At 63.8% G+C, this 26,995-nt stretch carries 24 protein-coding genes, 1 tRNA gene and 1 pseudogene; 23 read left to right on the top strand and 3 right to left on the bottom strand.

Annotated features, from left to right (window positions below; genetic code table 11):
• Positions 1-4 precede the first annotated feature (4 nt).
• The 11 genes from NUH86_RS12610 (at position 5) to NUH86_RS12560 (ending at position 12,059) form a co-directional block, all read left to right on the top strand.
• Positions 5-859, top strand: a complete 855-nt coding sequence (locus NUH86_RS12610) for a MurR/RpiR family transcriptional regulator (protein ID WP_267249825.1) — start codon at positions 5-7, stop codon at positions 857-859.
• Between the two features lie 90 nt (positions 860-949).
• Entirely contained in the window at positions 950-2,236 is a 1,287-nt protein-coding gene (locus tag NUH86_RS12605) for a serine hydrolase domain-containing protein (RefSeq protein WP_323748987.1), read from the top strand.
• Positions 2,233-2,469 (top strand): hypothetical protein, encoded by a 237-nt coding sequence (locus NUH86_RS12600; RefSeq protein ID WP_267249823.1) that lies wholly within the window; start codon positions 2,233-2,235, stop codon positions 2,467-2,469. Before NUH86_RS12605 ends, NUH86_RS12600 begins: the two co-directional genes overlap by 4 nt.
• Before the next feature lie 69 nt (positions 2,470-2,538).
• Positions 2,539-4,470 carry a bifunctional 5-dehydro-2-deoxygluconokinase/5-dehydro-2-deoxyphosphogluconate aldolase gene (locus tag NUH86_RS12595; protein WP_267249822.1) on the top strand — a complete coding sequence of 644 codons (1,932 nt, stop codon included), beginning with the start codon at positions 2,539-2,541 and terminating at the stop codon, positions 4,468-4,470.
• A complete protein-coding gene (gene iolD / locus NUH86_RS12590; RefSeq protein WP_267249821.1) occupies positions 4,467-6,302 on the top strand; it encodes a 3D-(3,5/4)-trihydroxycyclohexane-1,2-dione acylhydrolase (decyclizing) in 1,836 nt (611 codons plus the stop codon). The genes NUH86_RS12595 and iolD overlap by 4 nt, the downstream gene beginning before the upstream one ends.
• A complete protein-coding gene (gene iolE / locus NUH86_RS12585) occupies positions 6,299-7,192 on the top strand; it encodes a myo-inosose-2 dehydratase (RefSeq protein WP_267249820.1) in 894 nt (297 codons plus the stop codon). Before iolD ends, iolE begins: the two co-directional genes overlap by 4 nt.
• On the top strand, positions 7,189-8,016 hold the full coding sequence (iolB, locus tag NUH86_RS12580) for a 5-deoxy-glucuronate isomerase (protein ID WP_267249819.1): 828 nt from the start codon (positions 7,189-7,191) through the stop codon (positions 8,014-8,016). The genes iolE and iolB overlap by 4 nt, the downstream gene beginning before the upstream one ends.
• A complete protein-coding gene (locus NUH86_RS12575; RefSeq protein WP_267249818.1) occupies positions 7,952-8,965 on the top strand; it encodes an alpha/beta hydrolase in 1,014 nt (337 codons plus the stop codon). The genes iolB and NUH86_RS12575 overlap by 65 nt, the downstream gene beginning before the upstream one ends.
• A 10-nt stretch (positions 8,966-8,975) precedes the next feature.
• Positions 8,976-9,569 (top strand): TonB-dependent receptor, encoded by a 594-nt coding sequence (locus NUH86_RS12570; RefSeq protein WP_267249817.1) that lies wholly within the window; start codon positions 8,976-8,978, stop codon positions 9,567-9,569.
• A 167-nt stretch (positions 9,570-9,736) separates the two neighbouring features.
• Positions 9,737-11,413, top strand: coding sequence for an AMP-binding protein (locus NUH86_RS12565; RefSeq protein WP_267249816.1), 1,677 nt, complete (start codon positions 9,737-9,739; stop codon positions 11,411-11,413).
• A gap of 10 nt (positions 11,414-11,423) precedes the next feature.
• The gene (locus tag NUH86_RS12560; protein WP_267249815.1) at positions 11,424-12,059 is read left to right on the top strand and encodes a glutathione S-transferase family protein; all 636 of its coding nucleotides are present in this window, start codon (positions 11,424-11,426) and stop codon (positions 12,057-12,059) included.
• Between the two features lie 377 nt (positions 12,060-12,436).
• Here the strand turns inward: NUH86_RS12560 and NUH86_RS12555 are convergent.
• Positions 12,437-12,513: transfer RNA gene (locus tag NUH86_RS12555), tRNA-Pro, on the bottom strand.
• Positions 12,514-12,696: 183 nt separating this feature from the next.
• Between NUH86_RS12555 and yajC the strand changes: the two genes are divergently transcribed.
• From yajC to NUH86_RS12520, 7 genes and pseudogenes are all read left to right on the top strand, one after another.
• Positions 12,697-13,032, top strand: coding sequence for a preprotein translocase subunit YajC (gene yajC, locus NUH86_RS12550; protein ID WP_267249814.1), 336 nt, complete (start codon positions 12,697-12,699; stop codon positions 13,030-13,032).
• A gap of 8 nt (positions 13,033-13,040) precedes the next feature.
• Positions 13,041-14,642 carry a protein translocase subunit SecD gene (secD, locus tag NUH86_RS12545; RefSeq protein ID WP_267249813.1) on the top strand — a complete coding sequence of 534 codons (1,602 nt, stop codon included), beginning with the start codon at positions 13,041-13,043 and terminating at the stop codon, positions 14,640-14,642.
• 132 nt (positions 14,643-14,774) lie between these two features.
• Positions 14,775-15,764 carry a protein translocase subunit SecF gene (secF, locus tag NUH86_RS12540; protein ID WP_267249812.1) on the top strand — a complete coding sequence of 330 codons (990 nt, stop codon included), beginning with the start codon at positions 14,775-14,777 and terminating at the stop codon, positions 15,762-15,764.
• 53 nt (positions 15,765-15,817) lie between these two features.
• Entirely contained in the window at positions 15,818-16,162 is a 345-nt protein-coding gene (locus NUH86_RS12535; RefSeq protein ID WP_323749021.1) for an MTH938/NDUFAF3 family protein, read from the top strand.
• Between the two features lie 101 nt (positions 16,163-16,263).
• Positions 16,264-17,382: a Ppx/GppA phosphatase family protein gene (locus tag NUH86_RS12530; RefSeq protein WP_267249811.1), complete on the top strand. Its 1,119-nt coding sequence runs from the start codon at positions 16,264-16,266 to the stop codon at positions 17,380-17,382.
• 10 nt (positions 17,383-17,392) lie between these two features.
• The gene (locus NUH86_RS12525; RefSeq protein ID WP_013847772.1) at positions 17,393-18,064 is read left to right on the top strand and encodes an RlmE family RNA methyltransferase; all 672 of its coding nucleotides are present in this window, start codon (positions 17,393-17,395) and stop codon (positions 18,062-18,064) included.
• Between the two features lie 103 nt (positions 18,065-18,167).
• A pseudogene (locus NUH86_RS12520) lies at positions 18,168-19,676 on the top strand (YifB family Mg chelatase-like AAA ATPase).
• Positions 19,677-19,835: 159 nt separating this feature from the next.
• Here the strand turns inward: NUH86_RS12520 and NUH86_RS12515 are convergent.
• Positions 19,836-20,222 (bottom strand): bactofilin family protein, encoded by a 387-nt coding sequence (locus NUH86_RS12515; protein WP_267249810.1) that lies wholly within the window; start codon positions 20,220-20,222, stop codon positions 19,836-19,838.
• Positions 20,203-21,378: a M23 family metallopeptidase gene (locus tag NUH86_RS12510; RefSeq protein WP_267249809.1), complete on the bottom strand. Its 1,176-nt coding sequence runs from the start codon at positions 21,376-21,378 to the stop codon at positions 20,203-20,205. The genes NUH86_RS12515 and NUH86_RS12510 overlap by 20 nt, the downstream gene beginning before the upstream one ends.
• A gap of 437 nt (positions 21,379-21,815) precedes the next feature.
• Between NUH86_RS12510 and rpsL the strand changes: the two genes are divergently transcribed.
• The 5 genes from rpsL to rpsJ all read left to right on the top strand — a co-directional run bounded on the left by rpsL (position 21,816) and on the right by rpsJ (position 26,737).
• A complete protein-coding gene (rpsL, locus tag NUH86_RS12505) occupies positions 21,816-22,187 on the top strand; it encodes a 30S ribosomal protein S12 (RefSeq protein WP_007686591.1) in 372 nt (123 codons plus the stop codon).
• 13 nt (positions 22,188-22,200) lie between these two features.
• Positions 22,201-22,671: a 30S ribosomal protein S7 gene (rpsG, locus tag NUH86_RS12500; RefSeq protein ID WP_066560556.1), complete on the top strand. Its 471-nt coding sequence runs from the start codon at positions 22,201-22,203 to the stop codon at positions 22,669-22,671.
• 151 nt (positions 22,672-22,822) lie between these two features.
• Complete coding sequence (fusA, locus tag NUH86_RS12495) at positions 22,823-24,895, top strand: elongation factor G (protein ID WP_267249808.1); 2,073 nt, start codon at positions 22,823-22,825, stop codon at positions 24,893-24,895.
• A 134-nt stretch (positions 24,896-25,029) separates the two neighbouring features.
• Complete coding sequence (tuf, locus tag NUH86_RS12490; RefSeq protein ID WP_267249807.1) at positions 25,030-26,220, top strand: elongation factor Tu; 1,191 nt, start codon at positions 25,030-25,032, stop codon at positions 26,218-26,220.
• Positions 26,221-26,428: 208 nt separating this feature from the next.
• Positions 26,429-26,737, top strand: a complete 309-nt coding sequence (gene rpsJ / locus NUH86_RS12485) for a 30S ribosomal protein S10 (protein WP_007686587.1) — start codon at positions 26,429-26,431, stop codon at positions 26,735-26,737.
• The last annotated feature ends 258 nt before the right edge of the window (positions 26,738-26,995 follow it).

Below are 26,995 nucleotides of genomic sequence, written 5' to 3'. Positions count from 1 at the left end.
CAAGATGAATGAGACGGTTTCGGCCCCTAGTGACCTCGACGAGTTCCTGACCGCGATCCGCGAGCGTTACGACGAGCTCAGCGACCGATTGCAGCGGATCGCCCGCCATGTCCTGGAGGAGCCCAACGACATGGCGTTCGAGACGCTCGCGGTGATCGCCGAGCGAAGCAAGGTCCAGCCTTCGGCAATCGTCCGTTTTGCCCAGGCCTTTGGCTTTTCCGGCGCTAACCCGATGCAGCGGCTGATCCGGGAGGGGCTGCTGCGGGAGGACCGCTCGCTCGGTTACGCCGAGCGCATCCGCCAGCACCGCTATGCAGCTACCGGGGATCTGGAGGGTCCACGGCACCTGCTCTCAGAGTTCGTCGAGGGCAATATATTGGCGCTTGAGAACCTCAATCACGCGCTCGGCCAACGTGAACTCTCCGAGGCCATCGACCTGCTCGATCGAGCGCGCACGGTGTTCATCGCTGGCTTCCGTCGATCCTTCCCGGTCGCCAGCTACCTCGCCTATCTGCTGGCGCAAACCGACAAGCGCATCGTGCTCGTAGATGGCGTCGCGGGACTCCACCTCCAGCAGACCGGCGGCCTCGAAGCGAGTGACCTGATCGTCGCAATCAGCTTCGCGCCCTATAGCTCGGAGACCATCAGCCTCGTCGAAGCGGCCGCAGGAAGCTGCCCCATCATCTCGATCACCGACAGCGTCATCGGGCCCATAGCCAAGAACGCGAGCCTCGTGCTGCAGGTTCGGGAGTCGGAGGTACGCGGATTCCGTTCGCTCGCCGCTTCGATGTGTCTGGCGCAGTCGCTCGCTATTGGCTTCGCGGCCCGCAAGGCCGAGCCGACGTTGGCCGCCTCATAGGGGCTGCTCGCGGCGGCGCAAAGCACCGCTTGCACTCATCATTCTGAGGCGCTATAAAATGGAAAGTACATTCCATTAGAGGAGCGCCTCGTGACGTTAGCGGCGGAGAATCCCGTATCAGCCTTGCCCGGGCGGGCGAGGTCCGGGCCATGGTGCGCTGCCGACGCGCCTGTTCAAGACGTGGTCGACCGCCGACTGCTGAGCGGCGCGGTGACGATGGTGTGGCACAAGGGCGCGGTCGCGCACGCCTCGGCCATCGGCCGGCGCGATGTGGCGGCTGCCGAGCGGATGCAGGCGGATAGCATTTTCCGGCTCTTTTCGATGACCAAGCCGGTTACCGCGGTCGCGATGATGATATTGTGGGGCGAGGGCAAATGGTCACCGTCGGATCCGATCGCCAAGCATCTTCCCGAACTCGCCGGCTTGCAGGTGCTACGCCGGTCTGAGCCCGATGGTGCCCTCCTGCTCGCTGCGCCCCATAGGCAGCCGACGCTCGAACATCTTATGACACACCAGGTGGGCTTCTCGTACGGCTTTACCGACGAGCCGGTCGATGGCGCCTTCCATGCGGCGGGCGTTCCCATCATTCCACACGATATCACGGCCGAGGAGTATCTGACTCGACTGGCGAAGGTTCCGCTTGCCTTCGATCCGGGCACGGGCTGGCGCTACAGCGTGGCCATGGACGTGCAGGGGATCATCGTCGAGCGCTTGAGTGGCATGCGCTTGCGCGACTTCATGCTGGAGCGCATCTTCGAACCGCTCGGCATGGTCGACACAGACTTCATGGTGCCGGCAAGCAAGCGTGACCGCTTCGCCGCTCTCTACTCGTTGGCCGGCGACGAACTCGTCGAGATGAGTTCGGACGCCGACAGCCTCCACTATGACAATGTCGCAGCGCTGTCGCCCAGCGATCTGGTGCTTCCCTATGACAGGCTCCCAGTCCTCGCCTCGGGGGGGGGCGGTTTGGTGTCGACCGCACCCGATTATCTGCGCTTCGGCCGGATGCTGCTCGGCCGCGGGGAACTCGACGGCCGGCGAATTCTAAACTCCGAGGCGGCCGCGCTGATGATGAGCAGCCACACGCCGCGGCATCTGTTGACAGGCGGCTTCGGCACGGCGCCCCACTGGCTGCGACCCGGCTACGAATATGCGTATAACGGCGTGGTCATCACGGACCCGCAAGCCGCCGGCGTGGCCTTGGGACGCGATACCTATTTCTGGGACGGTGCAGCCGGTTGCTGGTTCTGGGTCGACCCGACCAACGACCTGGTGTTCGTCTGCATGGTCCAGCTCCTCGCCGATGCAGAACGGCTGTCGCTACAGTTCCGCAGCCGGGACGTGGCGGCTGACATCCTGGCGGGACAGCAGGATTGAAGACCGAGAATAATTTCGAGCTCGTCGAGCGGAGATGGCCAAGCCGCGGAGGCAGTATATGGCGCAACAACCAGAATATGCCGGATGTTCGGCACCTTCGATATGCGGTCGCGACCACGACATGTCGCAAGACGGTCGCTGTCATGCAGGAGATGCTGCGTGAGGCCGAAGATCAACTGCAAAGCTGCACGGCGTCGAACGACGTTTTGCTCAAGAAAGCTTTAGACGCGTGAAATCTTGCGGGTCGTCGAGAACGAGCGGCCACGCAGAATCAGAGGGGCGGATATGAAGAAGGAACTGAAGTGACCAGCAAGCATGGCCAGGAACATGTGCTCGATCTGATCACGCTCGGCCGGTCGAGCGTCGATCTGTATGGCGAGCAGGTCGGCGGTCGGCTCGAGCGCATGCGGTCATTCGCGAAATATATCGGAGGCAGCCCTACCAACACGGCGGTCGGGGTCGCGCGCCTCGGCCTCAAGTCAGGGCTTATAACGCGTGTCGGCTCTGACCACATGGGCCGCTTCATCCGCGAAGAGTTGCTCCGCGAGGGCGTGGACGTATCAGGCGTGATCAGCGATCCCGAGCGGCTGACGGCGCTGGTGCTCCTGGGAATTCGTGATGCCGACAGCTTTCCTTTGATCTTCTACCGCGAGAACTGCGCCGACATGGCGCTATGTGAAGCCGACATCGACCCGGGACTCGTCGCATCTGCCGGCGCGCTGCTCATCAATGGCACCCATCTGTCACGCCCTGATGTTTATGCTGCAAGTCTCAAGGCGGCACGGGCAATGAAGGCAGCCGGTGGCCGGGTCATATTCGATATCGACTTTCGCCCGGTTCTGTGGGGATTGGCGTCCAAGGAGAACGGCGAGGATCGCTTTGTCGCGAGCGCAGCGGTCACCGCCGAACTCCAGAGCGTCCTTCCGCTGTGCGATCTCATCGTCGGTACCGAGGAGGAGATCCATATTCTCGGCGGCACGACTGACACGGTCGCGGCGCTCCGCACGATCCGCGCCGCGAGCAACGCGCTACTGGTGTGCAAGCGCGGAGCCGATGGCTGTGTCGCCTTCCCCGGCGCGGTGCCGGACAGCCTCAACGAAGGGGTCGTAGGCCAAGGCTTCAAGATCGAGGTGTTCAACGTGCTCGGGGCGGGCGACGCGTTCATGGCTGGCTTCCTGCGCGGTTGGCTACGCGACGAGCCGATCGAGCTTTGCTGCACATATGCCAATGCGTGCGGCGCCATGGTCGTGTCACGGCACGGCTGCGCGCCCGCACAGCCAAGCTGGGACGAACTTCAGTGCTTCCTGTCGCGCAGCGACTGGCCGCGCCGGCTGCGGGATAGTACGACCCTCGAACATATACATTGGGCGACGAACCGCCATCCGAACTACGACGAAATGACAGTGCTCGCAATCGATCACCGCAGCCAGTTCGACGACCTTGTGTCCACGCTCGGTACGGCGAATCTCGACCGGGTGCCCCGCTTCAAGGAGTTGGCGCTAAAGGCGCTCGAACGCGTGGCGAGCGACAACCCGGGCTTCGGGCTGCTGGCGGATGGGCGCTACGGCATGCGTGCGCTGGAGGGGGCGGTCGACACGCGCTACTGGATCGGACGCCCGATTGAGCAGCCCGGGTCGCGGCCGCTGACGTTCGAAGGCGGGTTCGAGGCGGCGACGATCCTCGCCGACTGGCCGCTCGATCACGTCGTCAAATGCCTCGTCTTCTACCACCCCGACGATCCGGCCGATCTGCGGGCGCAGCAGGACCGCCAGATCCTCCGGCTGTTCGAGGCCTGTCGGCACACGCGCCACGAGCTACTGCTCGAGATCATCGCCTCGAAGCATGGGCCAATCGCCACCGACACGGTGGCGCGTGTCGTTGAGCACATCTATGATCTCGGGGTGTATCCGGACTGGTGGAAACTCGAGCCCGCTGCCGAGCCTGGTGCGTGGGCGGCTATCGAGCGGGTAATCGAGGCGCGCGACCCGCATTGCCGCGGTATTGTGCTCCTTGGCCTCGCGGCTTCCGAAACCGAACTGCTGGAGAGCTTCGCCGCCGCCGCCGCAAGCGCTCTTGTCAAGGGCTTCGCGGTCGGGCGAACCATCTGGTCCGAGCCGGCGGCGCGCTGGCTGAAGGGCGAGATCGACGACGAGGCGGCGGTCGGCGAGATGGCGGGCAACTTCGCCGTGCTTGTCTGCGGATGGCGCGCGGCGCGCCGGGAGCAGGCGGCATGAGCGTGCGAACCATCCGGCTGACCACAGCGCAGGCGCTCGTCCGCTGGATGGCGGCGCAGCGCGTCGAGATCGACGGCAAGGAGCTGCCCTATTTCGCCGGTGTCTGGGCGATCTTTGGCCACGGCAACGTCGCGGGGCTGGGCGAGGCACTCGCGGGCATGTCCGACACGATGCCGACTTACCGTGCCCACAACGAGCAGGGTATGGCGCATGCAGCAATAGCCTTTGCCAAGGCCAATCGCCGCGAGCGCGCCATGGCTTGCACAAGCTCGATCGGACCTGGCGCGACGAACATGGTCACCGCCGCGGCGCTGGCCCACGTCAACCGGCTACCGGTGCTGTTCCTGCCCGGCGACGTCTATGCCAGCCGGCGGCCTGATCCGGTCCTCCAGCAGATCGAGGACTTCGGTGATGCAACGGTGAGCGCTAACGACTGCTTTCGGCCTATAAGCCGCTACTTCGACCGCATCATCCGGCCCGAGCAGATTCTCGATGCTGCGCCGCGTGCCATGGCCGTTCTGACTGACCCGGCCACCTGCGGCCCGGTCACGCTCGCCCTCTGCCAGGACGTTCAAGCAGAGGCGTTTGACTATCCGGTGAGCTTCTTCGAACCGCGACTATGGCGGCAGCGGCGTGTACGGCCTGATGAGGCGGAGTTCGACGCAGTCGTTGAGGCGCTCCGTTCCGCCCAGCGCCCGCTGATAGTTGCCGGCGGGGGCGTGCTCTATTCGCGCGCCGAGGCGGTGTTGGCGTCGTTGGCGGGTCAGGCGGGCATACCGGTCGCCGAGACCCAGGCAGGGAAGGGCGCGCTCGCCTGGGATCACCCGCAGGCACTCGGTGCGATCGGCGTGACTGGCACGAGCGCCGCCAATCGCGCAGCGCGCGAAGCCGATCTCGTCATTGGCATCGGCACCCGTCTGCAGGACTTCACCACCGGTTCGCGCACGCTCTTCGACGGGACATTGTTCCAGGTCAATGTCGCCCCGGGCGATGCAGCCAAGCATGGGGCACAATGCGTCGTGGGCGATGCCCGCACGGTTGTGGCTGCGCTGGCACAGACGCTGGCGGGCTGGCAGGCTCCGAAGGCATGGCAGGAAGCCAATGCAGCGGCGGTTGCAGAGTGGAACCGGGCCTTCGACGTCGCGACGGCACCAGGCGGCGAGCTTCCGTCCGATGCGCAGGTGATCGGCGCGGTGTGGCGGCAGGCGGCGGACGATGCGGTGGTTGTCTGCGCGGCCGGCGGACTGCCGGGCGAGTTGCACAAGCTGTGGCGCGCGAAGGCGCCTGGCGGCTACCACGTCGAATACGGCTATTCGTGCATGGGATACGAAATCGCCGGCGGACTCGGCGTCAAAATGGCTAGCCCGGATCGCGACGTGTTCGTCATGGTCGGCGATGGCAGCTACCTCATGCTCAATTCGGAGCTCGCCACCTCGGTGATGCTGGGCGCCAAGATCGTCGTCGTGTTGCTCGACAATCGCGGCTATGGCTGCATCAACCGGTTGCAGCAGGCGACTGGTGGACGGCCATTCAACAACCTGCTCGCTGATACGCGGCACGATAAGCTGCCTGCGATCGACTTCGCCGCCCACGCCCGCAGCCTTGGTGCCGAAGCCGAGAAAGTCACCGGCATCGCCGAACTGGAAAAGGCGCTCGCCCGCGCGGCAGCCTCGACGACGAGCTATGTCATCGTGATCGACACCGATCCGATGATCACGACCAAAGAAGGTGGCCACTGGTGGGACGTGGCGGTGCCGGAAATATCCATCCGCAGCGAGGGCGCTGCTGCCCGTGCAACTTATGAAAAGATGAAAAAGGGACAATCTCGATGACGATCCGCTGGGGCGCCAGCCCGATCGCCTGGGCTAATGACGATCTGCCTGAACTGGGCGGCGATACGACTCTGGACGAGCTGCTGACCGATGTAAAGGAGATCGGCTTCAACGGTGTCGAGCTCGGCAACAAGTTTCCCCGCGATCCCGCCACGCTGAAGCCGATCATGGCGGGTTACGGCCTCGACGTCGTCGGCGGCTGGTACTCGTCGAACCTGCTGGTCCGCGCCGCCGATGGCGAGATGGAAGCAATGGTGGATCATTTGGCGCTACTCGAAGCCATGGGGTCGAGTGTCTTCATCCTCGCCGAAACCTCGAACGCGGTGCACGGCGACCGATCAAGCCGGCTCGACACGCATCCGCAGCTAGCCGACGATGCATGGGTGCGTTTCGGCGAGCGGCTGGATGCGGTCGCGGCCTATGTCAACGAAAGGGGCATGCGCTTCGCCTATCACCACCATCTCGGCACCGTTGTCGAAACCGATGCCGATCTCCGCCGCTTCTTCGAGGTGACCGGCGACCATGTCGGGTTGGTGCTCGACACCGGCCACGCACTTTACGGCGGGATCGACCCAGTCACGGTCGCGCACGAGCGGCCCGAACGCATCAACCACGTCCACTGCAAGGACGTGCGCGCCGCCCGGTACAAGGCGTTCCTCGCCGACGGCACCAGCTTTCTCGATGGAGTGGTTGGCGGCATGTTCACGACACCGGGAGATGGCGACTACGACTTTGCACCGTTCATGCGCGAGCTTGCCCGGATCGACTATACGGGCTGGATCGTGATCGAGGCGGAGCAGGACCCTGCGGTCGCGAACCCTCGCTCCTACCAGCAGCTCGGGTTGGACACGCTAAAGCGTCTCGCCCGCGATGCCGAGCTGGTGGCATGAGCCTGCGCGTCCGCAGTAAAACGCCCGACGCAAGCGGCGTCGTGCTCGACATCACGCCCGAAAGCGCCGGCTGGAACTATGTCGGTTTTCGCGTCGTCCGGCTGGCTCCCGGCCGGGTTTACGAGGGTAACGAGCCGGGCCGAGAGGCTTGCCTCGTCATCCTTTCGGGTACGATCAGCGTAACCGGCGGCAAGGAGCACTTCGTCGGCCTGGGTGCGCGCGCGGGCGTCTTCGACGGTCCGCCTACCTCGGTCTATGTGCCGGCTGGAACGCGCTACCGGATCGAGACTGTCGGCGTTGCCGAGATCGCTATCTGCACCGCACCCGCTACGGGCAAGGGCCAGCTTCGCGTGATCCGGCCGGAGGATGTCGGCCTCGAAACGCGGGGGCAGGGCACAAATACGCGCTTCGTACGCAATATTCTTGACGACAAGGCGGAAGCCGAGAGCCTGCTTGTGGTCGAGGTGATCACGCCCGGCGGTCACTGGTCGAGCTACCCGCCGCACAAGCATGATCGCGACGCCTATCCCGAAGAGACCTTCCTCGAGGAGACCTACTACCACCGGCTGTCGCCGCGGCAGGGCTTCGCATTCCAGCGCGTCTACACCGACGATCGCTCGATAGACGAGACGATATCAGTCGAGGACGGCGACGTCGTCATGGTGCCGCGTGGCTACCACCCGGTCGGCGCGCCACATGGCTACGATCTCTACTATCTGAATGTGATGGCAGGACCTCGCCGAAGCTGGGTGTTCGCCAATGACCCCGCGCATGAGTGGATCTTGCGCTCGTCGGCAAAACCGGCTGCAACTAAAGGAAACTAACTTTATGGCGCTCGATCCAGCACTCCAGCAAATTCTTGACCAGCTGCCGATCCCTTCCGGGGAGATCGACTTTCCAGCGTTGAGAAAACAAACATTGTCCATGACATCCCTTTTCCATGGGCCGGAGGGACCAATTGAGATCGGCCATGTTGAGAACAACGATCTCCCAAGCCTCGCTGGCAGCGTGCCGATCCGCATCTTCCGTCCGGCGGGCACGCCCAGGGGCACTTTGCACCTCCTTCATGGTGGTGGTTGGGCAATGGGCAGCATCGATTTTATCGAACCACTTGCCCGGCGCCTGACGCGCGACCTCTCGATGGTCGTGGTCGCGAGCGGGTATCGGCTGGCGCCTGAGCATCCATTCCCGGCAGGCTTCGAGGACTCGCTCGCCGCCGCCCGATGGGTCCTCGATCATGTCGGCGAACTCGGCGGCGCGGCTCACCCGGTCGTCATCGGAGGCGAGAGTGCGGGCGGCAATCTTGCCGCCGCCATCGCCCTGGAGCTGCGCAGCGGCGCCAGCAAGAACTTCGACGCTCAGTTGCTCTTCTATCCCGCCGTCGATCTTCGCAGCGAAGCGGATGCCTATCCGTCTCGCCTCGCCAACGCGGATCCGAGCCTGCGCACCGAGACTTTCCCGCAGATGATGGGAAGTTATTGCGGCGGCCATGATCGCGCCGACCCGCGCATTTCACCGCTTGCCGCGGAACGCCTCGACAGCTTGCCTCCGGCTGTGGTCGTCGTGCTGACCGTCGATCCGCTGCGCGACGAGGCTGTCGCCTATGCCGATCGGCTGCGGGAGGCGGGGGTGGTGGTCGATCTCGTCGAGTTCGAGCATCTGACGCATGGATTCCCCAATCTGTCCGCGCTCGTGCCGGCTGCCGCCAAAGCGACGGCCGCCGTTGTTGAGCGCCTCGAGGAACTGCTCGCGAGAGCGGCAATGACCGCTTAGAGTATCCGTGATGATCAACCCTGGCGTGGATAATTCGAAGAGTGCGTATGATGGGCTGACCTTCTATGATCTGAAGGTCGGGGGCGGCCGCCTGAAGATATCGTACCAATTCGACAGTGGCCTGAGCCTTACGAGCATCGCGGCTTATCGCGGTTTCAAAACATCGCAGGCATTCGATGCCGACTATAGCCCGCTTCCGCTTGTCCTGTTTTTTGGCGGAGGTATCACGACGAAGCAGTTTTCCGATGAGCTTCGCCTGACGTCGCCGACCGGAGGTGCTTTCGAATATCAGGCCGGACTGTTCTTCCTGAAGGCGCGCGTCCGGGAGGATGCCCTGTTGGCGGCCACGCTCGGACAATCGCCCCCTCCCGGATTCACGACGTTCCTGGGATCGGACAGTTTCTGGCAACAGCAGCTGGGCAGCTATGCCGCCTATGGGCAGGGCACCTATCGGCTCACGGACAAACTGCGGCTGACCGCTGGTGCGCGCCTCACGCACGAAACGATCGAGATGCGGTATGAAACGACCAATGGAAGCGGGGTGCTGGGGCTGATCCCGGCCAGCCCCGATCGCAGCGAAGACCTTGGACGTGAGCTTCTATGATTACCGGAGGTACGTTTTCCCGGGTAGCAATTTGGTCGCAGCGCCCGGGGGAATAAGGAGACCTCCAAAATGGTGGCGGCGCACTTGTCAAAACGGTAAGCGCGCCGCCATAACTTTCAGAGCTCTCGATGAGAGCTCAACGACCTCAGGGGATAGGTGTCAATTGGATGAAGGTAGAGCAACTCAGCCACGTCGTCGGCGCCACTGAGCCGCCGCTGATCGACCACACGATCGGCGCCGCGCTGGAACTGGCGGCACAGCGCTGGCCCGCGGCCGAGGCGCTGGTATCGCGCCACCAGAACGTCCGCCTCACCTGGGCTGGGCTCAAGGCGGCGGCCGATGCATTTGCGGCGGGGCTGCTGGCGCTCGGACTTCGTCCCGGCGACCGGGTCGGGGTTTGGGCGCCGAATTGCGCTGAGTGGACCATCGCTCAGTTCGCCACTGCGCGCGCGGGCATGATCCAGGTCAACATCAACCCGGCCTACCGCGCATCCGAGCTTGAATACACGCTGCGGAAAGTTGGGGTGAAGGCGCTTATTTGCGCAGCCTCGTTCAAGACGAGCGACTATGTCGCGATGGTGGAGACGCTGATCCCAACGGGCGCAGGCTCGCCGAGCGAGGTCCGGTCAGACAGTCTGCCGGCACTGTCCCATATCATCAAGATCGGCGGCGACCGGCGCCCTGGTTGGCTCGAGTTCGACGAGGTCGCTGCGCTGCGGAAGGACGCATCAGAGCGGGAACTCGCCACCATCACCGCGGGCCTTCAGCCGGACGATCCCATCAACATCCAGTTCACCAGCGGGACCACCGGTTCGCCCAAGGGCGCGACGCTGTCGCACCGCAATGTGCTCAACAATGCCTATTTTGTCGGCCTTGGTATGGGGTTGGGAGAGGGCGATCGGCTGTGCATCCCGGTGCCGCTCTATCATTGCTTCGGGATGGTGATGAGCAACCTGGCCTGCCTGGTACACGGAGCGACGATGGTCTATCCGTCGGCGGGCTTCGAGCCGCTCGCCGTCCTCGAGGCGGTCGAGACCGAGCGCTGCACGGCGCTGCACGGCGTGCCGACCATGTTCATCGCCGCGCTCGAGCATCCCGAGTTCGGCCGCTTCGACCTGTCGAGCCTGCGCACCGGCCTCATGGCCGGCTCGCCATGCCCGGTCGAGGTGATGCGCAAGGTCATGACCCGCATGCACATGCGCGACATCGGAATTGCTTACGGCATGACTGAGACCAGCCCGGTCAGCTTCCAGACGGCGCTAGATGACTCCATCGAGCGGCGGGTCGGCACGATCGGACGCGTCCAACCGCACCTCGAGGTGAAGATCGTCCACCCGGGCACGGGCGAGACCGTGCCGCGGGGCCAGCCGGGCGAGCTGTGCACGCGCGGTTACTCGGTCATGCTCGGCTACTGGGACGACGCTGACAAAACCGCCGACGCTGTCCGCGACGGCTGGATGCACACCGGCGACCTCGCCGTCATCGATGAGGCCGGGTACGGCCGCATTGTTGGACGCATCAAGGACATGATCATTCGCGGAGGCGAGAACATCTACCCGCGCGAGATCGAGGAGTTCATCTACACCCACCCATCGGTCGAGGACGTGCAGGTGATCGGCGTGCCCGATGCGAAGTTCGGCGAGGAGGTTCTCGCCTGCGTCAAGCTCCGCGTCGGAGCGTCGGCGGATGCCGACGAAATCATCGCCTTCTGCCGCGGGCAGATCGCCCACTATAAGGTTCCGCGTTATGTCCGCTTCGTAGAATCCTTCCCGATGACCGTTTCCGGCAAGGTCCAGAAATACCTGCTGCGCGAGGCAATGATCGCTGATCTCGGGGAGTGCTGAAAGGCTGTTCATGCTTAAGCTCTATCATTGCCGGGAGGCGCGTTCCCTGCGCCCGCTTTGGACTCTGGAGGAGATGGGGGTCCCGTATGAGCCGGTCCTGCTTCCCTTCCCGCCCAGAGCCCTTGCGAGGGAGTATCTGGCCATCAATCCTATCGGCACCATACCGTTTTTGGTGGACGGCGAGGTCCGGATGACGGAGTCGACTGCGATCTGCCTATACTTGGCTACGCGCTATGGTCCGACGCCGCTGGCGGTATCTCCGGATGAAGGAGACTATCCGTTGTTCCTGAATTGGTTGTTCTACAGCGACGCAACGCTGACCTTCCCGCAAACCATCGTCTTGAGATACCGGCAGCTCGAAGCGCCTGAAAACCGAGCTGAACAGCCGGCGGCGGATTACGAAAGGTGGTTCAGTGGCCGGCTCAAGGCTGTCGAGTCAGCGCTGGCGGATCGGGAGTGGCTCTGCGCCGGGCGGTTCACGATCGCCGACATCGCGATCGGCTACGCATTGTATCTCGCAGACCGCGTTGTTGGCCTCGGCGGCAATTTCGGACCGCACGTCCGCGCTTACCTCGAGAGGGCGTGCGCACGACCGGGTTTCCGGCGCGCGAGCATAGTGGACTCGCAGGCGCCCGCCTGGCGCTAGTTGTTTAGTCCCGGCATCTGGTGGATCGGATTGATGCTGAATCGATCTGGGTCAGAAGTCCAGATTTTGCAGATGTATTCGTAGTGATTAGAGGAAGCGGAGAAGCCGAGACCATCGCCGTTCACGCTTCTGTTCGGGTCGTTTGACGCATGGGTTGAGCGCGAGGTGCTGCCCGGTATCCAAAGCGGTGCGCTGGACCGGCGGGACATGGTGGCGGTCGTCGCTGCCCTGCGGGCATGGGAGCGCGATGGGACATGGGAGCAAGCATATGAATGCGGCGATTCACGGGCAACTCTTACAAGCCTCTTACACGAAGCGCGCAAAGCAAAACGGGCAGCTTTCGCTGCCCGCTAAGTGCTTGTAAAAGCTAGAAATATTGGTCGGGACGAGAGGATTCGAACCTCCGACCCCCACACCCCCAGTGTGATGCGCTACCAGGCTGCGCTACGTCCCGACCGGAGCGGCGCAATTAGAAGCAGTTTGCACTTTATGCAACCCCGTCGATGAACGCTTTTTGCGCTTTCGCCCGAAACCCTAATCATGTTGCCTCCCCCGGCCCATCTGTGTTAGCCGCGCCCCCTTGGTTTGCAGGCGCTTCGCGTCTGCTGGACAAGACAAAAAGGCGAAAGTCCCAAGCATGTTCATATCTTCAGCCTTTGCCCAGACTGCGGGCGGGGAATCGTCCGGCGCCTCGATGCTGGTTCAGATGGCCCCGCTGGTCCTCATCTTCGTCGTCTTCTATTTCCTGCTGATCCGTCCGCAGCAAAAGAAGATGAAGCAACATAAGGCCAAGATCGACGCTGTGAAGAAGGGCGATCAGGTCGTGACCGGCGGCGGTCTGGTGGGCAAGGTGGTCCGCGTCGACGAATTCTACGCCGAAGTCGAACTGGCCCCGAACATGAAGGTCAAGGCGGTGAAGTCGACTCTGACCGACGTGATCGACCCCGCGACCGCCAAGCCCGCGAACGACTGAGTGGCCCGATGCTGAACTTCCCTCGCTGGGCGGTCGCCGCGATCCTGCTGCCGCTGCTGATCGGCATCGCCTGCGCCGTGCCGAGCTTCCTGCCGGACCGCATGGTCGAGCACATGCCCAAATTCATGCAGACCCGCGTGAATCTGGGCCTCGACCTGTCAGGCGGCAGCCATTTGCTGCTGGAAGCCTCGACCCAGGACGTGGCCAAGCAGCGGATCGCCAATATGGAGGAGCAGGTCCGCACGGAACTGCGCCGCGGCGACACCAAGATCGCGATCGGGGATATTTCCAGCCGCGACGGGAAGCTCAGCTTCATGATCCGCAATCCGTCGGAGGTCGATGCCGCAGTCGAACGCATCCGGCCGCTGACCCAGGGAGCGGGCCTGACCGGCCAGCGCGATTTCAATGTCGAGGTGGTGAACAGCTCCACCATCGTCATCACCCCGACCAAGGCAGGCATCGACAATGCGGTGAAGGGCGCGATGGAAGTCGCGACCGAGGTCATCCGCAAGCGCATCGACGAAATGGGCACGCGAGAGCCGACCATCCAACAGCAGGGCGACAACCGCATCGTCGTGCAGGTGCCGGGGCTTCAAAATCCCCAGGCGCTGAAGGATCTGCTGGGCCAGACCGCGAAGCTGGAATTCAAGCTGGTCGACGTCAACGCCAATCCATCCGAGGTGGCGCAGGGCCGCGCACCGGTGGGCAGCGAGGTGCTGCCCTATCCGACCAATCCAGCCGGGCCGCCGGTGATCGCCGTCTACCGGCAGGTCATGGTGTCGGGCGAAGACCTGACCGACGCGACCCAGGGCTATGACCAGCAGGGCAACGAGCCGATCGTCAACATCCGCTTCAACGGGGCGGGCGGGCGCAAATTCGGCCAGGTGACGTCGCAGAATGTCAACCGGCCGTTCGCCATCATCCTGGACGGAAAGGTGTTGTCGGCGCCGAACATCAACGAGCCGATTCTGGGCGGCAGCGCCCAGATCAGTGGCAGTTTCACCGTGGAAAGCGCCAATCAGCTCGCCATCGCGCTGCGGTCGGGCAAGCTGCCGGTCGATCTGACGGTTGTCGAGGAACGCACGGTCGGGCCGCAGCTCGGCGCCGATTCGATCAAGGCGGGGCTTACCGCATCGATCATCGCGGTCGTGGCCGTCGCGGCCTTCATGTTCCTCAGCTACGGCCGTTTCGGCATCTATGCCAACATCGCGGTCGCCATCAACGTGCTGGTGATCCTGGGCGTGATGGGCATATTGGGCGCGACGCTGACCTTGCCCGGCATCGCCGGTTTCGTGCTGACCATAGGTACTGCGGTCGACGCGAACGTGCTGATCTATGAGCGTATCCGCGAGGAACGCCGCCGTGGCCGGAACGTGATCCAATCGATCGAACATGGCTATAAAGAAGCCAGCCGCACCATTTTCGAGGCGAATGTGACCCACGCCATCGCGGGCGGGATCATGCTCGCTCTTGGGTCGGGTCCGGTGAAGGGCTTTGCCATCGTGCTGCTGATCGGCATCGCGACCAGCGTGTTCACCGCCGTCACCTTCACGCGCCTGCTGGTTTCCTACTGGGTCCGCGCCAAGCGCCCGACCGAAATCCACATATGATGGGGGCGTCCACCTCGTTTCCGTTCGCCCTGAGCTTGTCGAAGGGCCTGGCTGAGCCGCAGGCGAAGCCACTTCGCTTCGCTCTGCGCCGGGCTTTGACTTCGCTCAGCCCGAACGGGTTAGGGTAATCTCATGAAACTGCTTAAGCTCGTCCCCGACAATACGAATCTCGGCTTCGTCAAGCTGCGCCATTGGGCCTTCGGCCTGACGGCGCTGCTGACGGTGCTGGCGGTCGGCGCCACCTTTTACAAGGGGCTGAACCTGGGCGTCGATTTCGTCGGCGGTCTGATGATCGAGGCGAAGTTCTCGGCTCCGCCGCAAACCGACAAGGTGCGCGCGGTGATCGACCGGCTGGGCGTGGGCGATGGCTCGCTCCAGCAATTCGGCGATCCCAGGACGGTGCAGATCCGCCTGCCCCTGCCTGAGCAGGGCGGCGCGGGCGCATCCAACGCCATCGTCGAAAAGGTGCGCAAGGCGATGACGGCGGAATTTCCCGGCGTCACCTTCTCCCGCTACGACACGGTGTCGGGCAAGGTGTCAGGCGAACTGATCCAGAATGGCGTTCTGGCGGTGATGCTGGCGGTGATCGGCATCGCGATCTTCTCCTGGTTCCGCTATGAATGGCAGTTCGGCATCTCGACTTTTGTCGCGATCATGCACGACGTGCTGATGACGCTGGGCTTTTTCGCCATCACCCAGTTGGAATTCGACCTCAACATCGTCGCCGCCGTACTGACGATCGTGGGCTATTCGATCAACGACAAGATGGTGATCGACGACCGCATCCGCGAAAATATGCGCAAATATCGCAAGATGGACATGAAGGCGCTGATCGACCTGTCGGTCAACGAAACCTTGCCGCGCACGGTCATGACTTCCGTCACGGTGCTGCTGGCGTTGGGCGCGCTGCTGCTGCTGGGCGGCCATGTGCTGCGCGGCTTCACGGCGGCCATGATGCTGGGCATCATCGTCGGCACTTATTCGTCGGTCTATGTGTCCTCCTCGCTGCTGATCACCTTGGGCCTGTCGCCCGCCACGGCCGAGAAGAAGGCGGCGGCCAGGGCAAATATCGCCGCCCAGGCCGAGCGCACCGGACCGCGCGATGATGGAGCGCGGCCCTGAACGGCAAAGGGACAGGCATCGAACTGCGCCGCGATGAATCGGGGCAGGGGCCGATCGTCACTGGCTTTCAGGGGCGGGGCTTTCGGGTCAGGGACGATGTCTTTCCCGACGGTCTGCTGCTCTCCCCGGTGCGGGCGCTGGCCTGGCAAGGCGCGCCGGCCATCGATGCGTTGACGGTGGCGGACCTGGGCGATCTGTTCGATCTTGATCCGTTGCCCGAATTTCTGCTGGTCGGCACGGGCGCGGGCCTGCGCCAGCCGCCGCGTCCCTTCGTGCGCGAACTGGAGGCGAGGGGCATTGGCGTCGAAGTCATGGACAGCCGAGCCGCCGCCCGCGCCTGGGGCGTATTGCGTGCCGAGGAACGCTGGATCGTGGCCGCGCTGATGCCGATCACCTGAGGGCTTTTCCGCGCCTTCTTGCGCTTTCTTTTTCCTTTGCCTAATCTTGGGGCAAGTTCCGGCGCCTTTCGGCGCTGGCGAAGAAGAAAAGAGATACGGCCATGGTGCAGCAAAGCCGCCCATCGCCGCAGAGTTCCGGCCCGGCCGGCGGCGTTTCGGACAAAGGGGTCCGTTCCGGTCAGGGCAATGGGAGCAAGGCTGCGGCCCTCACTCCCCCGTTGAAATCGCGGGGCCTTTCGCCTCATCCGCTGCGCGGACGCCGTTCTTATGCGGCCATTGATCTTGGCACCAATAATTGCCGCCTGCTGATCGCCAAGCCATCGGCTGACGGTTTCGTCGTCATCGACGCCTTTTCCCGAATCGTGCGGTTGGGGGAGGGGCTTGCCGCTTCGGGCCGGATCAGCGACGAAGCCATCGATCGGGCCATTTCGGCACTGTCGGTCTGCGCCGACAAGCTGCGCCGCCGTCATGTCACCCTGGCCCGGTCGGTCGCGACCGAAGCCTGTCGCCGGGCGTCCAACGGCGCCGATTTCATCCAGCGCGTCTATCGCGAAACCGGCATCGCGCTGGACATCATCAGTGCGCAGGAAGAGGCGCGGCTGGCGGTGCTGGGCTGCCATGCGCTGCTGGAGCCGGGCGACGGCCCGGCGTTGATCTTCGACATTGGCGGCGGATCGACCGAATTGGTGCTGGTGGACGCCAATCGCGAAGGTGCGCCGCATATCGTCGATTGGGTGAGCGCGCCCTGGGGCGTCGTGTCGCTGACCGAAAGCGAGCCTTTCGATCATGCCGATCCGATGGACCGGCTGTCGGCCTATGGGCGGATGCGTGCGCGGGTGGCGGAGGCTTTCGCGCCTCTTGCCCGGCGCCTGCCTGATTCGCGGGCGGATATTCGTCTGCTCGGCACATCGGGGACGGTGACGACGCTGGCCAGCCTGCACCTTGACCTGCCGCGCTATGACCGGCAGGCGATAGACGGGCTGATCGTGCCGTCGACGTCGATGCGATCGATTTCGGCGCGGCTTTCCTCCATGCCTTTGGCGGAGCGGCAGAAGCTGCCCTGCATCGGGACGGAACGGGCAGATCTGGTCGTGGCGGGCTGCGCCATATTGGAATCGATCCTCGACATCTGGCCCGCGCAGCGACTGGGCGTGGCCGACCGGGGCATTCGCGAAGGCATATTGCGCGGTCTGATGGACCGCGACGGAGTGAAGATGTGAGGGGTAGGCTTTGAGAGGCACTGGCGCCGGCAAGGTGCGCGTCAAGACGGCGAAGGGACGGACGGCGCAGTCCACCCGCTGGCTCGAACGGCAGTTGAACGACCCCTATGTCCGCCGCGCCAAGGCGGAAGGGTGGCGCAGCCGCGCCGCCTTCAAGCTGATCGAACTGGACGAGAAATTCCACTTCGTGAAGGGATCGCGGGCGGTGGTCGACCTGGGCGTGGCGCCCGGCGGCTGGGCGCAGGTGGTGCGCAAGCTTTGCCCCAAGGCGAAGGTGGTGGGCATCGACCTGCTGCCCACCGATCCGATTCCGGGCGTCACCCTGTTCCAGATGGACTTCATGGACGACAAGGCGCCCGTCCTGTTGGCGGAGGCTCTGGGCGATGCGCCGGACCTGGTGATTTCCGACATGGCGGCGAACACGGTCGGCCATGCGGCGACGGACCATCTGCGCACCATGGGTCTGGTCGAGGCAGCGGCGATGTTCGCTGTCGAGAATCTGCGCAAGGGCGGTACCTTCGTCGCCAAGGTGTTTGCGGGCGGTACGGATGCAGACCTGCTCGCCATCCTCAAGAAGCATTTCACGACGATCAAGCATGCCAAGCCGCCAGCCAGCCGGAAGGGCAGCGTCGAATGGTATGTCGTGGCGCAGGGGTTCAAGGGGCGGCCTGAAGAAGGCTGATCGGCCTTCTATCTTCCCATGCCAAGAGATTGAAATGGCTGCCTGTTCCTGCGAAGGCAGGAACAGGGCGGCGTAGGCGGAATGGGCGCAGGGGGATTTGGAATTGGTTTCGACGGTATCGACGGTCGCCTATCTGGGACTGGAAGCGCGGGGCGTAGAGGTTCAGTGCCAGCTTGTTCCGGGGCTGCCCAATTTCATCGTCGTCGGCCTGCCTGACAAGGCGGTGGCCGAGAGCCGCGAACGGGTGCGTAACGCCATCGCCGCCATCGGCCTTTCGCTGCCGCCCAAGCGGATCACGGTGAACCTGTCGCCGGCCGATCTGCCCAAGGAAGGGTCGCATTTCGACCTGCCGATCGCGCTGGCCTTGCTGGGCGCGATGGGGGTGATCGATGCCGAGACGCTGGCGGGCTATGTCGTCGTCGGGGAGTTGGGGCTGGACGGCCGCATCGCGCCGACGCCCGGCGTGCTGCTTGCGGCGTTGCATGCCGGGGAGCGGGAATTGGGCCTCGTCTGTCCAGTGGCGCAGGGCGCGGAGGCGGCCTGGGCGGGGCAGGTCGAGGTCGTCGCCGCGCCGGACCTGTTGACCATCCTCAACCATTTCAAGGGGACAGCCGCGCTTTCGCCCCCGCAGCCGGGCGAGGTGGAACCGCCGGTGCGGACCGCCGACCTTCGCCAGGTGAAGGGGCAGTAGACGGCCAAGCGGGCGCTGGAGATTGCGGCGGCGGGCGGTCATAATCTGCTGATGATCGGTCCGCCGGGTGCGGGCAAGTCGCTGATGGCGAGTTGCCTGCCCGGCATCCTGCCCGAGCTGACGCCGGGTGAGGCGCTGGAAACCTCCATGGTGGCGAGCGTTGCCGGAACGCTGGAGGGCGGGCGGATCAGCCGGTCCCGGCCTTTCCGCAATCCGCATCATAGCGCGTCGATGGCGGCGTTGGTCGGCGGCGGGCAGAAGGCGCGGCCGGGCGAGGTCAGCATGGCGCATCTGGGCGTGCTGTTCCTCGACGAATTGCCGGAGTTTCAGCGGACTGTGCTGGATTCGCTGCGACAGCCGCTGGAGTCGGGCGAGGTTACGGTGGCGCGGGCCAATGCGCATGTGACCTTTCCGGCGCGGGTGCAGTTGGTGGCGGCGATGAATCCGTGCCGTTGCGGGCATCTGGGCGATCCGGCGCTGGCTTGCTCAAGGGCGCCGCGTTGTGCGGCGGATTATCAGGCGAAGGTGTCGGGGCCTTTGCTGGACCGTATCGATCTGCATGTCGAGGTTCAGGCGGTGACGGCGGCGGACCTGGTGTTGCCGCCCCCCGCCGAAGGTTCGGCCGAGGTTGCCGCGCGGGTCGCGGTGGCGCGGCATGTGCAGACGCGGCGTTATGAGGGAACGCGCGTGCGGACCAATGCGGAGGTGGATGGCGAGCGGCTGGAGGATGTCGCCGGGCCGGATCAGGCGGGGCGTGAGTTGCTGGCGCAGGCCGCGGCGGCGATGAAGCTGTCGGCGCGGGGCTATACGCGGGTGTTGCGGGTGGCGCGGACCATTGCCGATCTTGCCGGGGCCGAGCGGGTCGGGCGCGTGCATGTGGCGGAGGCGCTGAGCTACAGGCGTCGGGCGCCGGTGAATTGATCGGGCTGGGTTGGAAGGCGGACATTCAATTTCCGTTCGCCCTGAGCGAAGTCGAAGGGCCATGCTGAGCAGAGGCGAAGCATGGAAGTCTCGCTCCGCTCGGCTAATGAGACCTGTGCCCGCAATTGGCCAAAACTGGTCGTAGGACCGGTCGAATCCTCAGCCGGCGCTCTCGCTCGTGATCAGCTTGAGTTCACTCACCGCCATAGGCCCATTTTCCTTGTGGGTGAAGCGCCCTTCGATGCGGCTGCCCGGTGCGATCGAGATGCTGTCATAAATGACGTCGCCGGTGATCCGCGCGCTGCTTTCCACCACCAGTTCCTCCGCCGTGATGGATCCGTCGACCAGTCCCGCAAGCCGCGCGCTCTGCGCCACGACATGGCCGGTGATGCGGCTGTCCGGCCCCTGCACCAGGGCGGCGCAGCGTATGTCGCCCTCCACCATGCCGTCGATATGCAGGTCGACGCTGGCGGTCAGGTTGCCGCTGATCATCACGTCGCCGCCGATCAGGGAGAAGGGGGTGTTCTTAGCCCCGGTCGCCGACATCTGCGAGGCGCGCCGTGGCGATTTGCTGGATCTGGAGAACATCTTTGCGGGCCTCTAGGAAGCGGCGGGGATTGATGGCATTGCCGTTCACGCGCACCTCGAAATGAAGATGCGGGCCGGTAGAGCGTCCGGTCGAACCCATGCGGGCGATCTTTTCGCCGCGTGCGACTTGCTGGCCGACGCGCCGTTCGAAGCCGGACAAATGGGCATAGCGGGTCATCAGGCCGTTGCCGTGCGTGACCTCCACCACATTGCCATAGCCGCTGCGCTGGCCGACGAAGCTGACCTTGCCTGATGCGGCGGCCAGGATCGGCTGGCCCATGCTGCCGGGGAAATCGAGGCCCGCATGGAAGGCGGCATGGCCGTTGAAGGGATCGCTGCGATAACCGTAGCTGCTGCTCAGCATCGGCGTCGCGGTGGGCTTGCCGGAAGGGATGGCGAGCAGGCTGGCTTCCAGAAATTCCATACGGGACAGCGCCTTGGCCAGCTTTTCAAATTCGTCCGGCATGGCGTCCTGCCCTTCCCACGGGACGAAGGGGCCGCCCTGGGCGCGGGCGGCGCTGCGCGCAAGGCTGTCGGGGTTGAGACCGAAGCTGCGGATCGCGGCGGCCGCCTTGTCGGCGCGCTGCTCGACCGCGCCGGTCAGCAGGGCGGCGAAGCGGCGCTGGCGCGCGTCGATCTTGAGCAGCGGGGCCGCTTCGGGGGCGGCGCTGATCTTGGTGTCCAGCTTGGGCGCGCCCGTTCCGGTCCCCGCATCGGGCTTGCCGATCACATTCTGGGCGGGCGCCGCGTCCTCCTTGCCGAAATGGGTGCGGTAGAGATCGTCCATGAAATCCTGCCGCTCTTCCAGTTCATGGGCGAGTTGGTCGACGGACTTGCGATAGCTGGCGACCTGACTGGCGGTGCTGGCGACGGCCTTCCCCTGTGCGGTGAGGGCGGCGCGATCCTGTTCGACCTTCGCGCTGCCGATGGCCATGGACAAGGTGAGGCCCACCCAGCCGATCAGCGCGGAGGAGGCGATGGCGGCGGCGAACTGCGCCTTGCGCGAGATGCGAATGAACTTCACCTGGCCGCCGGAGCGCAGAAAAATCTCCCGCTCCGGGCACAGTTTCGACCACAGGGCAATCATCCTGGCCCGGAGGACGGCTGTCCCCATCTTATTCTGTTGCGACAATTGCGACCCCGTTCTTTTAGTGAACGGGGCGCTAACAAAAGGAATCGAGTCGCGCGAATCCTGGAGAGCGGACTCGTGACGAATCGAAAGATGAGCGGGACGAAACGTGGAGCCGTGATTTTGGTTCCGGCCGATTCAAAAATTTTCGGGAGCGGAAGGCCCCGGTTGGCCTCGTCCTTGACCCGTGGGACGGCCATGGCTATAGGCGCGCCAGCCCGAAGGCCCGGAATGGACGGATTCGTTCGCACCCTATCCGGTTCTGGGGGCATCAGAGCTGAACATTGCCGGTGCTCTTGCGGCTCCGGGCGGGTTTCCGCCGGGGCCTTTGCTGTTTGGAGGCGATTCGTTTGAGGCGGGTCGCTTCGGGAGCAAGGAACGCGGGAATGCAGGTAAAGTAACTGAAAAAGGTGAAGGGCTTCATGCCAACGATCAACCAGTTGGTCCGCAAGGGCCGCGAACTGCAGAAGACCAAGTCGAAGGTCCCTGCCATGGAAGCGAACCCGCAGAAGCGCGGCGTTTGCACCCGTGTCTACACGACGACCCCGAAGAAGCCGAACTCGGCTCTCCGCAAGGTGGCGAAGGTGCGTCTGGTCAACCAGCGCGAAGTCATCACCTACATTCCGGGTGAAGGCCACAACCTTCAGGAGCACAGCGTCGTGCTGATCCGCGGCGGCCGCGTGCGCGACCTTCCCGGTGTGCGTTATCACGTGCTGCGCGGCGTTCTGGATACCCAGGGCGTCAAGGACCGCAAGCAGAGCCGTTCGAAGTACGGCGCCAAGCGTCCGAAGTAAGGGAGACTAAAGCATGTCACGTCGTCGTCGCCCCGAAAAGCGCGTTATCCTGCCCGATCCCAAATTCGGTGATATCGTGCTGTCGAAGTTCATGAACAGCATCATGCAGGATGGCAAGAAAGCCGTCGCCGAGTCCATCGTTTACGGTGCGCTCGAAACTGTCGAGACGAAGTCCAAGAAGGACCCGATCGGCATGTTCCATGACGCGCTGAACAATGTGAAGCCCGGCATCGAAGTCCGCAGCCGCCGCGTCGGCGGTGCGACCTACCAGGTTCCCGTCGAAGTGCGCCCCGAGCGCGCCCAGGCGCTGGCGATCCGTTGGCTGATCACGGCTTCGCGCAACCGCAGCGAAACCACCATGGCCGCCCGCCTGTCGGGTGAGCTGCTGGACGCCGCCAACAACCGCGGCAATGCGGTCAAGAAGCGCGAAGACACGCACCGCATGGCGGAAGCGAACCGCGCCTTCTCGCACTACCGCTGGTAATCGGGGCGGGCGCTCCGGCGCCCGCTTCGCCTTTCTGGTTTTGAATATCGGTCCGTTCGCCGTGGGGCTACCCATGGCGGACGGATTGGTTTAGGGGCCAGCCGCAAGACTCATTCACTCACCGCCGGCGTGCCGGCAACGGAGAAGCATCATGGCCCGCAGCCATCCGCTCGAACGCTATCGCAATTTCGGTATCATGGCGCATATCGACGCCGGCAAGACCACCACGACCGAGCGTATCCTTTATTATACCGGCAAGTCCTACAAGATCGGCGAAGTCCATGACGGCGCCGCCACCATGGACTGGATGGAGCAGGAGCAGGAGCGGGGCATCACCATCACCTCGGCCGCGACGACCTGTTTCTGGAACGACCACCGGCTGAACATCATCGACACCCCCGGCCACGTCGACTTCACCATCGAAGTCGAGCGTTCGCTGCGCGTGCTGGACGGCGCGGTCGCCGCGTTCGACGGCGTCGCGGGCGTGGAGCCGCAGTCGGAAACCGTGTGGCGCCAGGCGGACAAGTACAAGGTGCCGCGGATGTGCTTCATCAACAAGCTCGACCGCACCGGCGCCAATTTCTATTATTGCGTGCAGACGATCATCGACCGTCTGGGCGCCACCCCGGCCGTCCTCTATCTGCCCATCGGTGCAGAGTCGGACTTCAAGGGCCTGGTCGATCTGGTCGAGAACCGCGCCATCATCTGGAAGGATGAGAATCTGGGCGCCGAGTTCAGCTATGAGGAAATCCCGGCCGACCTCGCCGACAAGGCTGCCGAATATCGCGAAAAGCTGATCGAACTCGCCGTCGAACAGGACGATGAGGCGATGGAAGCCTATCTGGAAGGTAATCTACCCGATACCGCCACGCTCAAGAAGCTGATCCGCAAGGGTACGCTGGAGCAGGCCTTCGTGCCGGTGCTGTGCGGTTCGGCATTCAAGAACAAGGGCGTTCAGCCGCTGCTCGACGCGGTGGTCGACTATCTGCCTTCGCCGCTGGACATTCCCGACGTGCAGGGCATCAATCCCGACACCGAAGAACCCGACAGCCGCAAGACCGCGGATGACGCGCCCTTCGCCGGTCTGGCGTTCAAGATCATGAACGACCCGTTCGTTGGATCGCTGACCTTCCTGCGCGTCTACTCGGGCACCCTGACCAAGGGCACCTATCTGAACTCGGTCAAGGACAAGAAGGAAAAGATCGGCCGCATGCTGCTGATGCATGCCAACAGCCGTGAAGACGTCGAAGCCGCCTATGCGGGCGACATCGTCGCGCTGGCCGGCATGAAGGAAACCACCACCGGCGATACGCTGTGCGCGGAGCGCCAGCCGATCATTCTGGAGCGGATGGAATTCCCCGAGCCGGTGATCGAACTGTCGGTGGAACCCAAGACCAAGGCCGACCAGGAAAAGATGGGTGTCGCGCTCAACCGCCTGGCTGCCGAGGATCCGTCCTTCCGCGTCACGACCGATCACGAATCGGGCCAGACCATCATCAAGGGCATGGGCGAACTTCACCTCGAAATCCTGGTCGACCGCATGAAGCGCGAGTTCAAGGTCGAGGCGAATGTCGGCGCGCCGCAGGTGGCCTATCGCGAATATCTCAAGAAGCCCGTCGACATCGACTACACCCACAAAAAGCAGTCGGGCGGCACCGGCCAGTTCGGCCGCATCAAGGTGAAGCTGACGCCGGGCGAGCGCGGCGCTGGCATCATCTTCAAGGACGAGATCAAGGGCGGCAATATTCCCAAGGAATATATCCCCGCGATCGAAAAGGGCATGCGCGAAACGGCGGCCACCGGCTCGCTCATCGGCTTCCCGATCATCGACTTCGAAATCAACCTGTATGACGGCGCCTATCACGACGTCGACTCGTCGGCTCTGGCTTTCGAAATCACGGGCCGCGCCGCGATGCGCGAAGCGGCTCAGAAGTCGGGCATCACGCTGCTTGAACCGGTCATGAAGGTCGAAGTCGTCACCCCGGAGGAATATCTGGGCGACGTCATCGGCGACATGAACAGCCGTCGTGGCCAGATCCAGGGCACCGACACCCGCGGCAACGCGCAGGTGGTCGAGGCGATGGTGCCGTTGGCCAACATGTTCGGCTACGTGAACTCGCTGCGGTCCTTCACTCAGGGGCGCGCGAACTATTCGATGATCTTCTCGCACTATGACGAAGTGCCGCAGAATGTGGCGGACGAAGTCAAGGCGAAGATGGCCTGAAGAATCCTCTGGCCGAACCGGGCAACCGGTTCGGTTAGGGCTGGTAATCTGTAAATTTGCTGCTATGGACGCGCCTTCGCGAGGCGCGGCCGAGCGGTCAGACCAAAGCTGATTTGATTAGAAGGTAGGATAAAATGGCTAAGGCTAAGTTTGAGCGGAACAAGCCGCACTGCAACATCGGCACCATCGGTCACGTCGACCATGGCAAGACCTCGCTGACCGCGGCGATCACCAAGGTTCTCGCCGAAACCGGCGGCGCGACCTTCGTTGACTATGCCAATATCGACAAGGCTCCCGAAGAGCGCGAGCGCGGCATCACCATCTCGACCGCCCACGTCGAATATGAGACCGAAGCCCGTCACTACGCGCACGTCGACTGCCCGGGTCACGCCGACTACGTCAAGAACATGATCACCGGTGCGGCCCAGATGGACGGCGCCATCCTCGTCGTTTCGGCCACCGACGGCCCGATGCCGCAGACCCGTGAGCACATCCTGCTCGCCCGCCAGGTCGGCGTGCCGCAGCTCGTCGTGTTCATGAACAAGGTCGACCTGGTCGACGACGCCGAAATCCTCGAGCTGGTCGAGCTGGAAATCCGCGAGCTGCTGTCGTCCTACGACTTCGACGGCGACAACATCCCCGTCATCCCCGGCTCGGCCGTGAAGGCGCTGGACGGCACGAACGACGAAATCGGCAAGCAGGCCGTTCTGAAGCTGATGGAGGCGGTCGACACCTTCATCCCGCAGCCGGAGCGTCCGATCGACAAGCCCTTCCTGATGCCGATCGAAGACGTGTTCTCGATCTCGGGCCGCGGCACCGTCGTGACCGGTCGTGTCGAAACCGGCATCGTCAAGGTTGGTGAAGAAGTCGAGATCGTCGGTATCAAGGATACCCGCAAGACCACCGTCACCGGCGTCGAGATGTTCCGCAAGCTGCTCGACGAAGGTCGTGCGGGCGACAACATCGGCGCGCTGATCCGTGGCGTGGGCCGTGAAGAAGTCGAGCGCGGCCAGGTTCTGGCCAAGCCCGGCACCATCACCCCGCACACCGAGTTCGACGCGGAAGTCTATGTTCTGTCGAAGGAAGAAGGCGGCCGTCACACCCCGTTCTTCGCGAACTATCGTCCGCAGTTCTACTTCCGCACCACCGACGTGACCGGCGAAGTGATCCTCCCCGAGGGCACCGAGATGGTCATGCCCGGCGACAATGTGAAGCTCGGCGTCAAGCTGATCGCTCCGATCGCTATGGACCAGGGTCTGCGCTTCGCGATCCGCGAAGGCGGCCGGACCGTCGGCGCAGGGGTTGTCGGCACGATCTCGAAGTAATATAGGACCGCAGCGGCGCGAATCGCCTGATTCGCGCCGCTGAGTTTTTTACCGCCCCGGATCGCCTTTCTCCGGCTCGCATGAGCTAGAAGGGCAATGAACGGGGCGGATATTTTTTGGTTGGCGCATTTTCACAAATCATCGGCTGCTCCGGCTGATTTTTGAAAATGCTCTGAGTTTTTGGCTCTTTCGCATCGGTACAGGAACAATGGACAGCAACATCCGCATTCGCCTCAAGGCGTTCGATCATCGCGTGCTTGATCAGGCGACCGGCGATATCGCCGACACCGCCCGCCGCACCGGCGCCCTTATTCGCGGTCCGATTCCCCTTCCGACGCGCATCGAAAAGTTCACGGTCAACCGTGGTCCGCACATCGACAAGAAGTCGCGCGAGCAGTTCGAGGTCCGCACCTACAAGCGTATGCTTGACATTGTGCAGCCGACGCCGCAGACGGTCGACGCGCTGATGAAGCTGGACCTCGCGGCCGGCGTCAACGTCGAGATCAAGCTGGCTTAAGTCAGCAAGTCCCTGCTTTCCTCAAGGAGGGCAGGGTATCGGGCATTCCGGGCAATCGGAAGCTCAAACGACACAAGGGATACCGCACGGCCCTTCCGGTGAACCGGAAAGGCGCGTGGTCCTGGTCCCCCGTCGCTGGTCCCGGTGAGGGGTCGGCATCCAACCCGGACGGGGTGATCTATACTTGGGTTGGGCCGCGAAGGAGAGATCCTGAGCGGTTTTTTCGTTGGATACGCCCGCTGCTAAGGCGGGCCTCTA

This window comes from Sphingobium sp. JS3065 (genome assembly GCF_026427355.1).
Lineage (GTDB): Bacteria > Pseudomonadota > Alphaproteobacteria > Sphingomonadales > Sphingomonadaceae > Sphingobium.
This window is presented reverse-complemented; position numbering and strand designations above follow the sequence as displayed.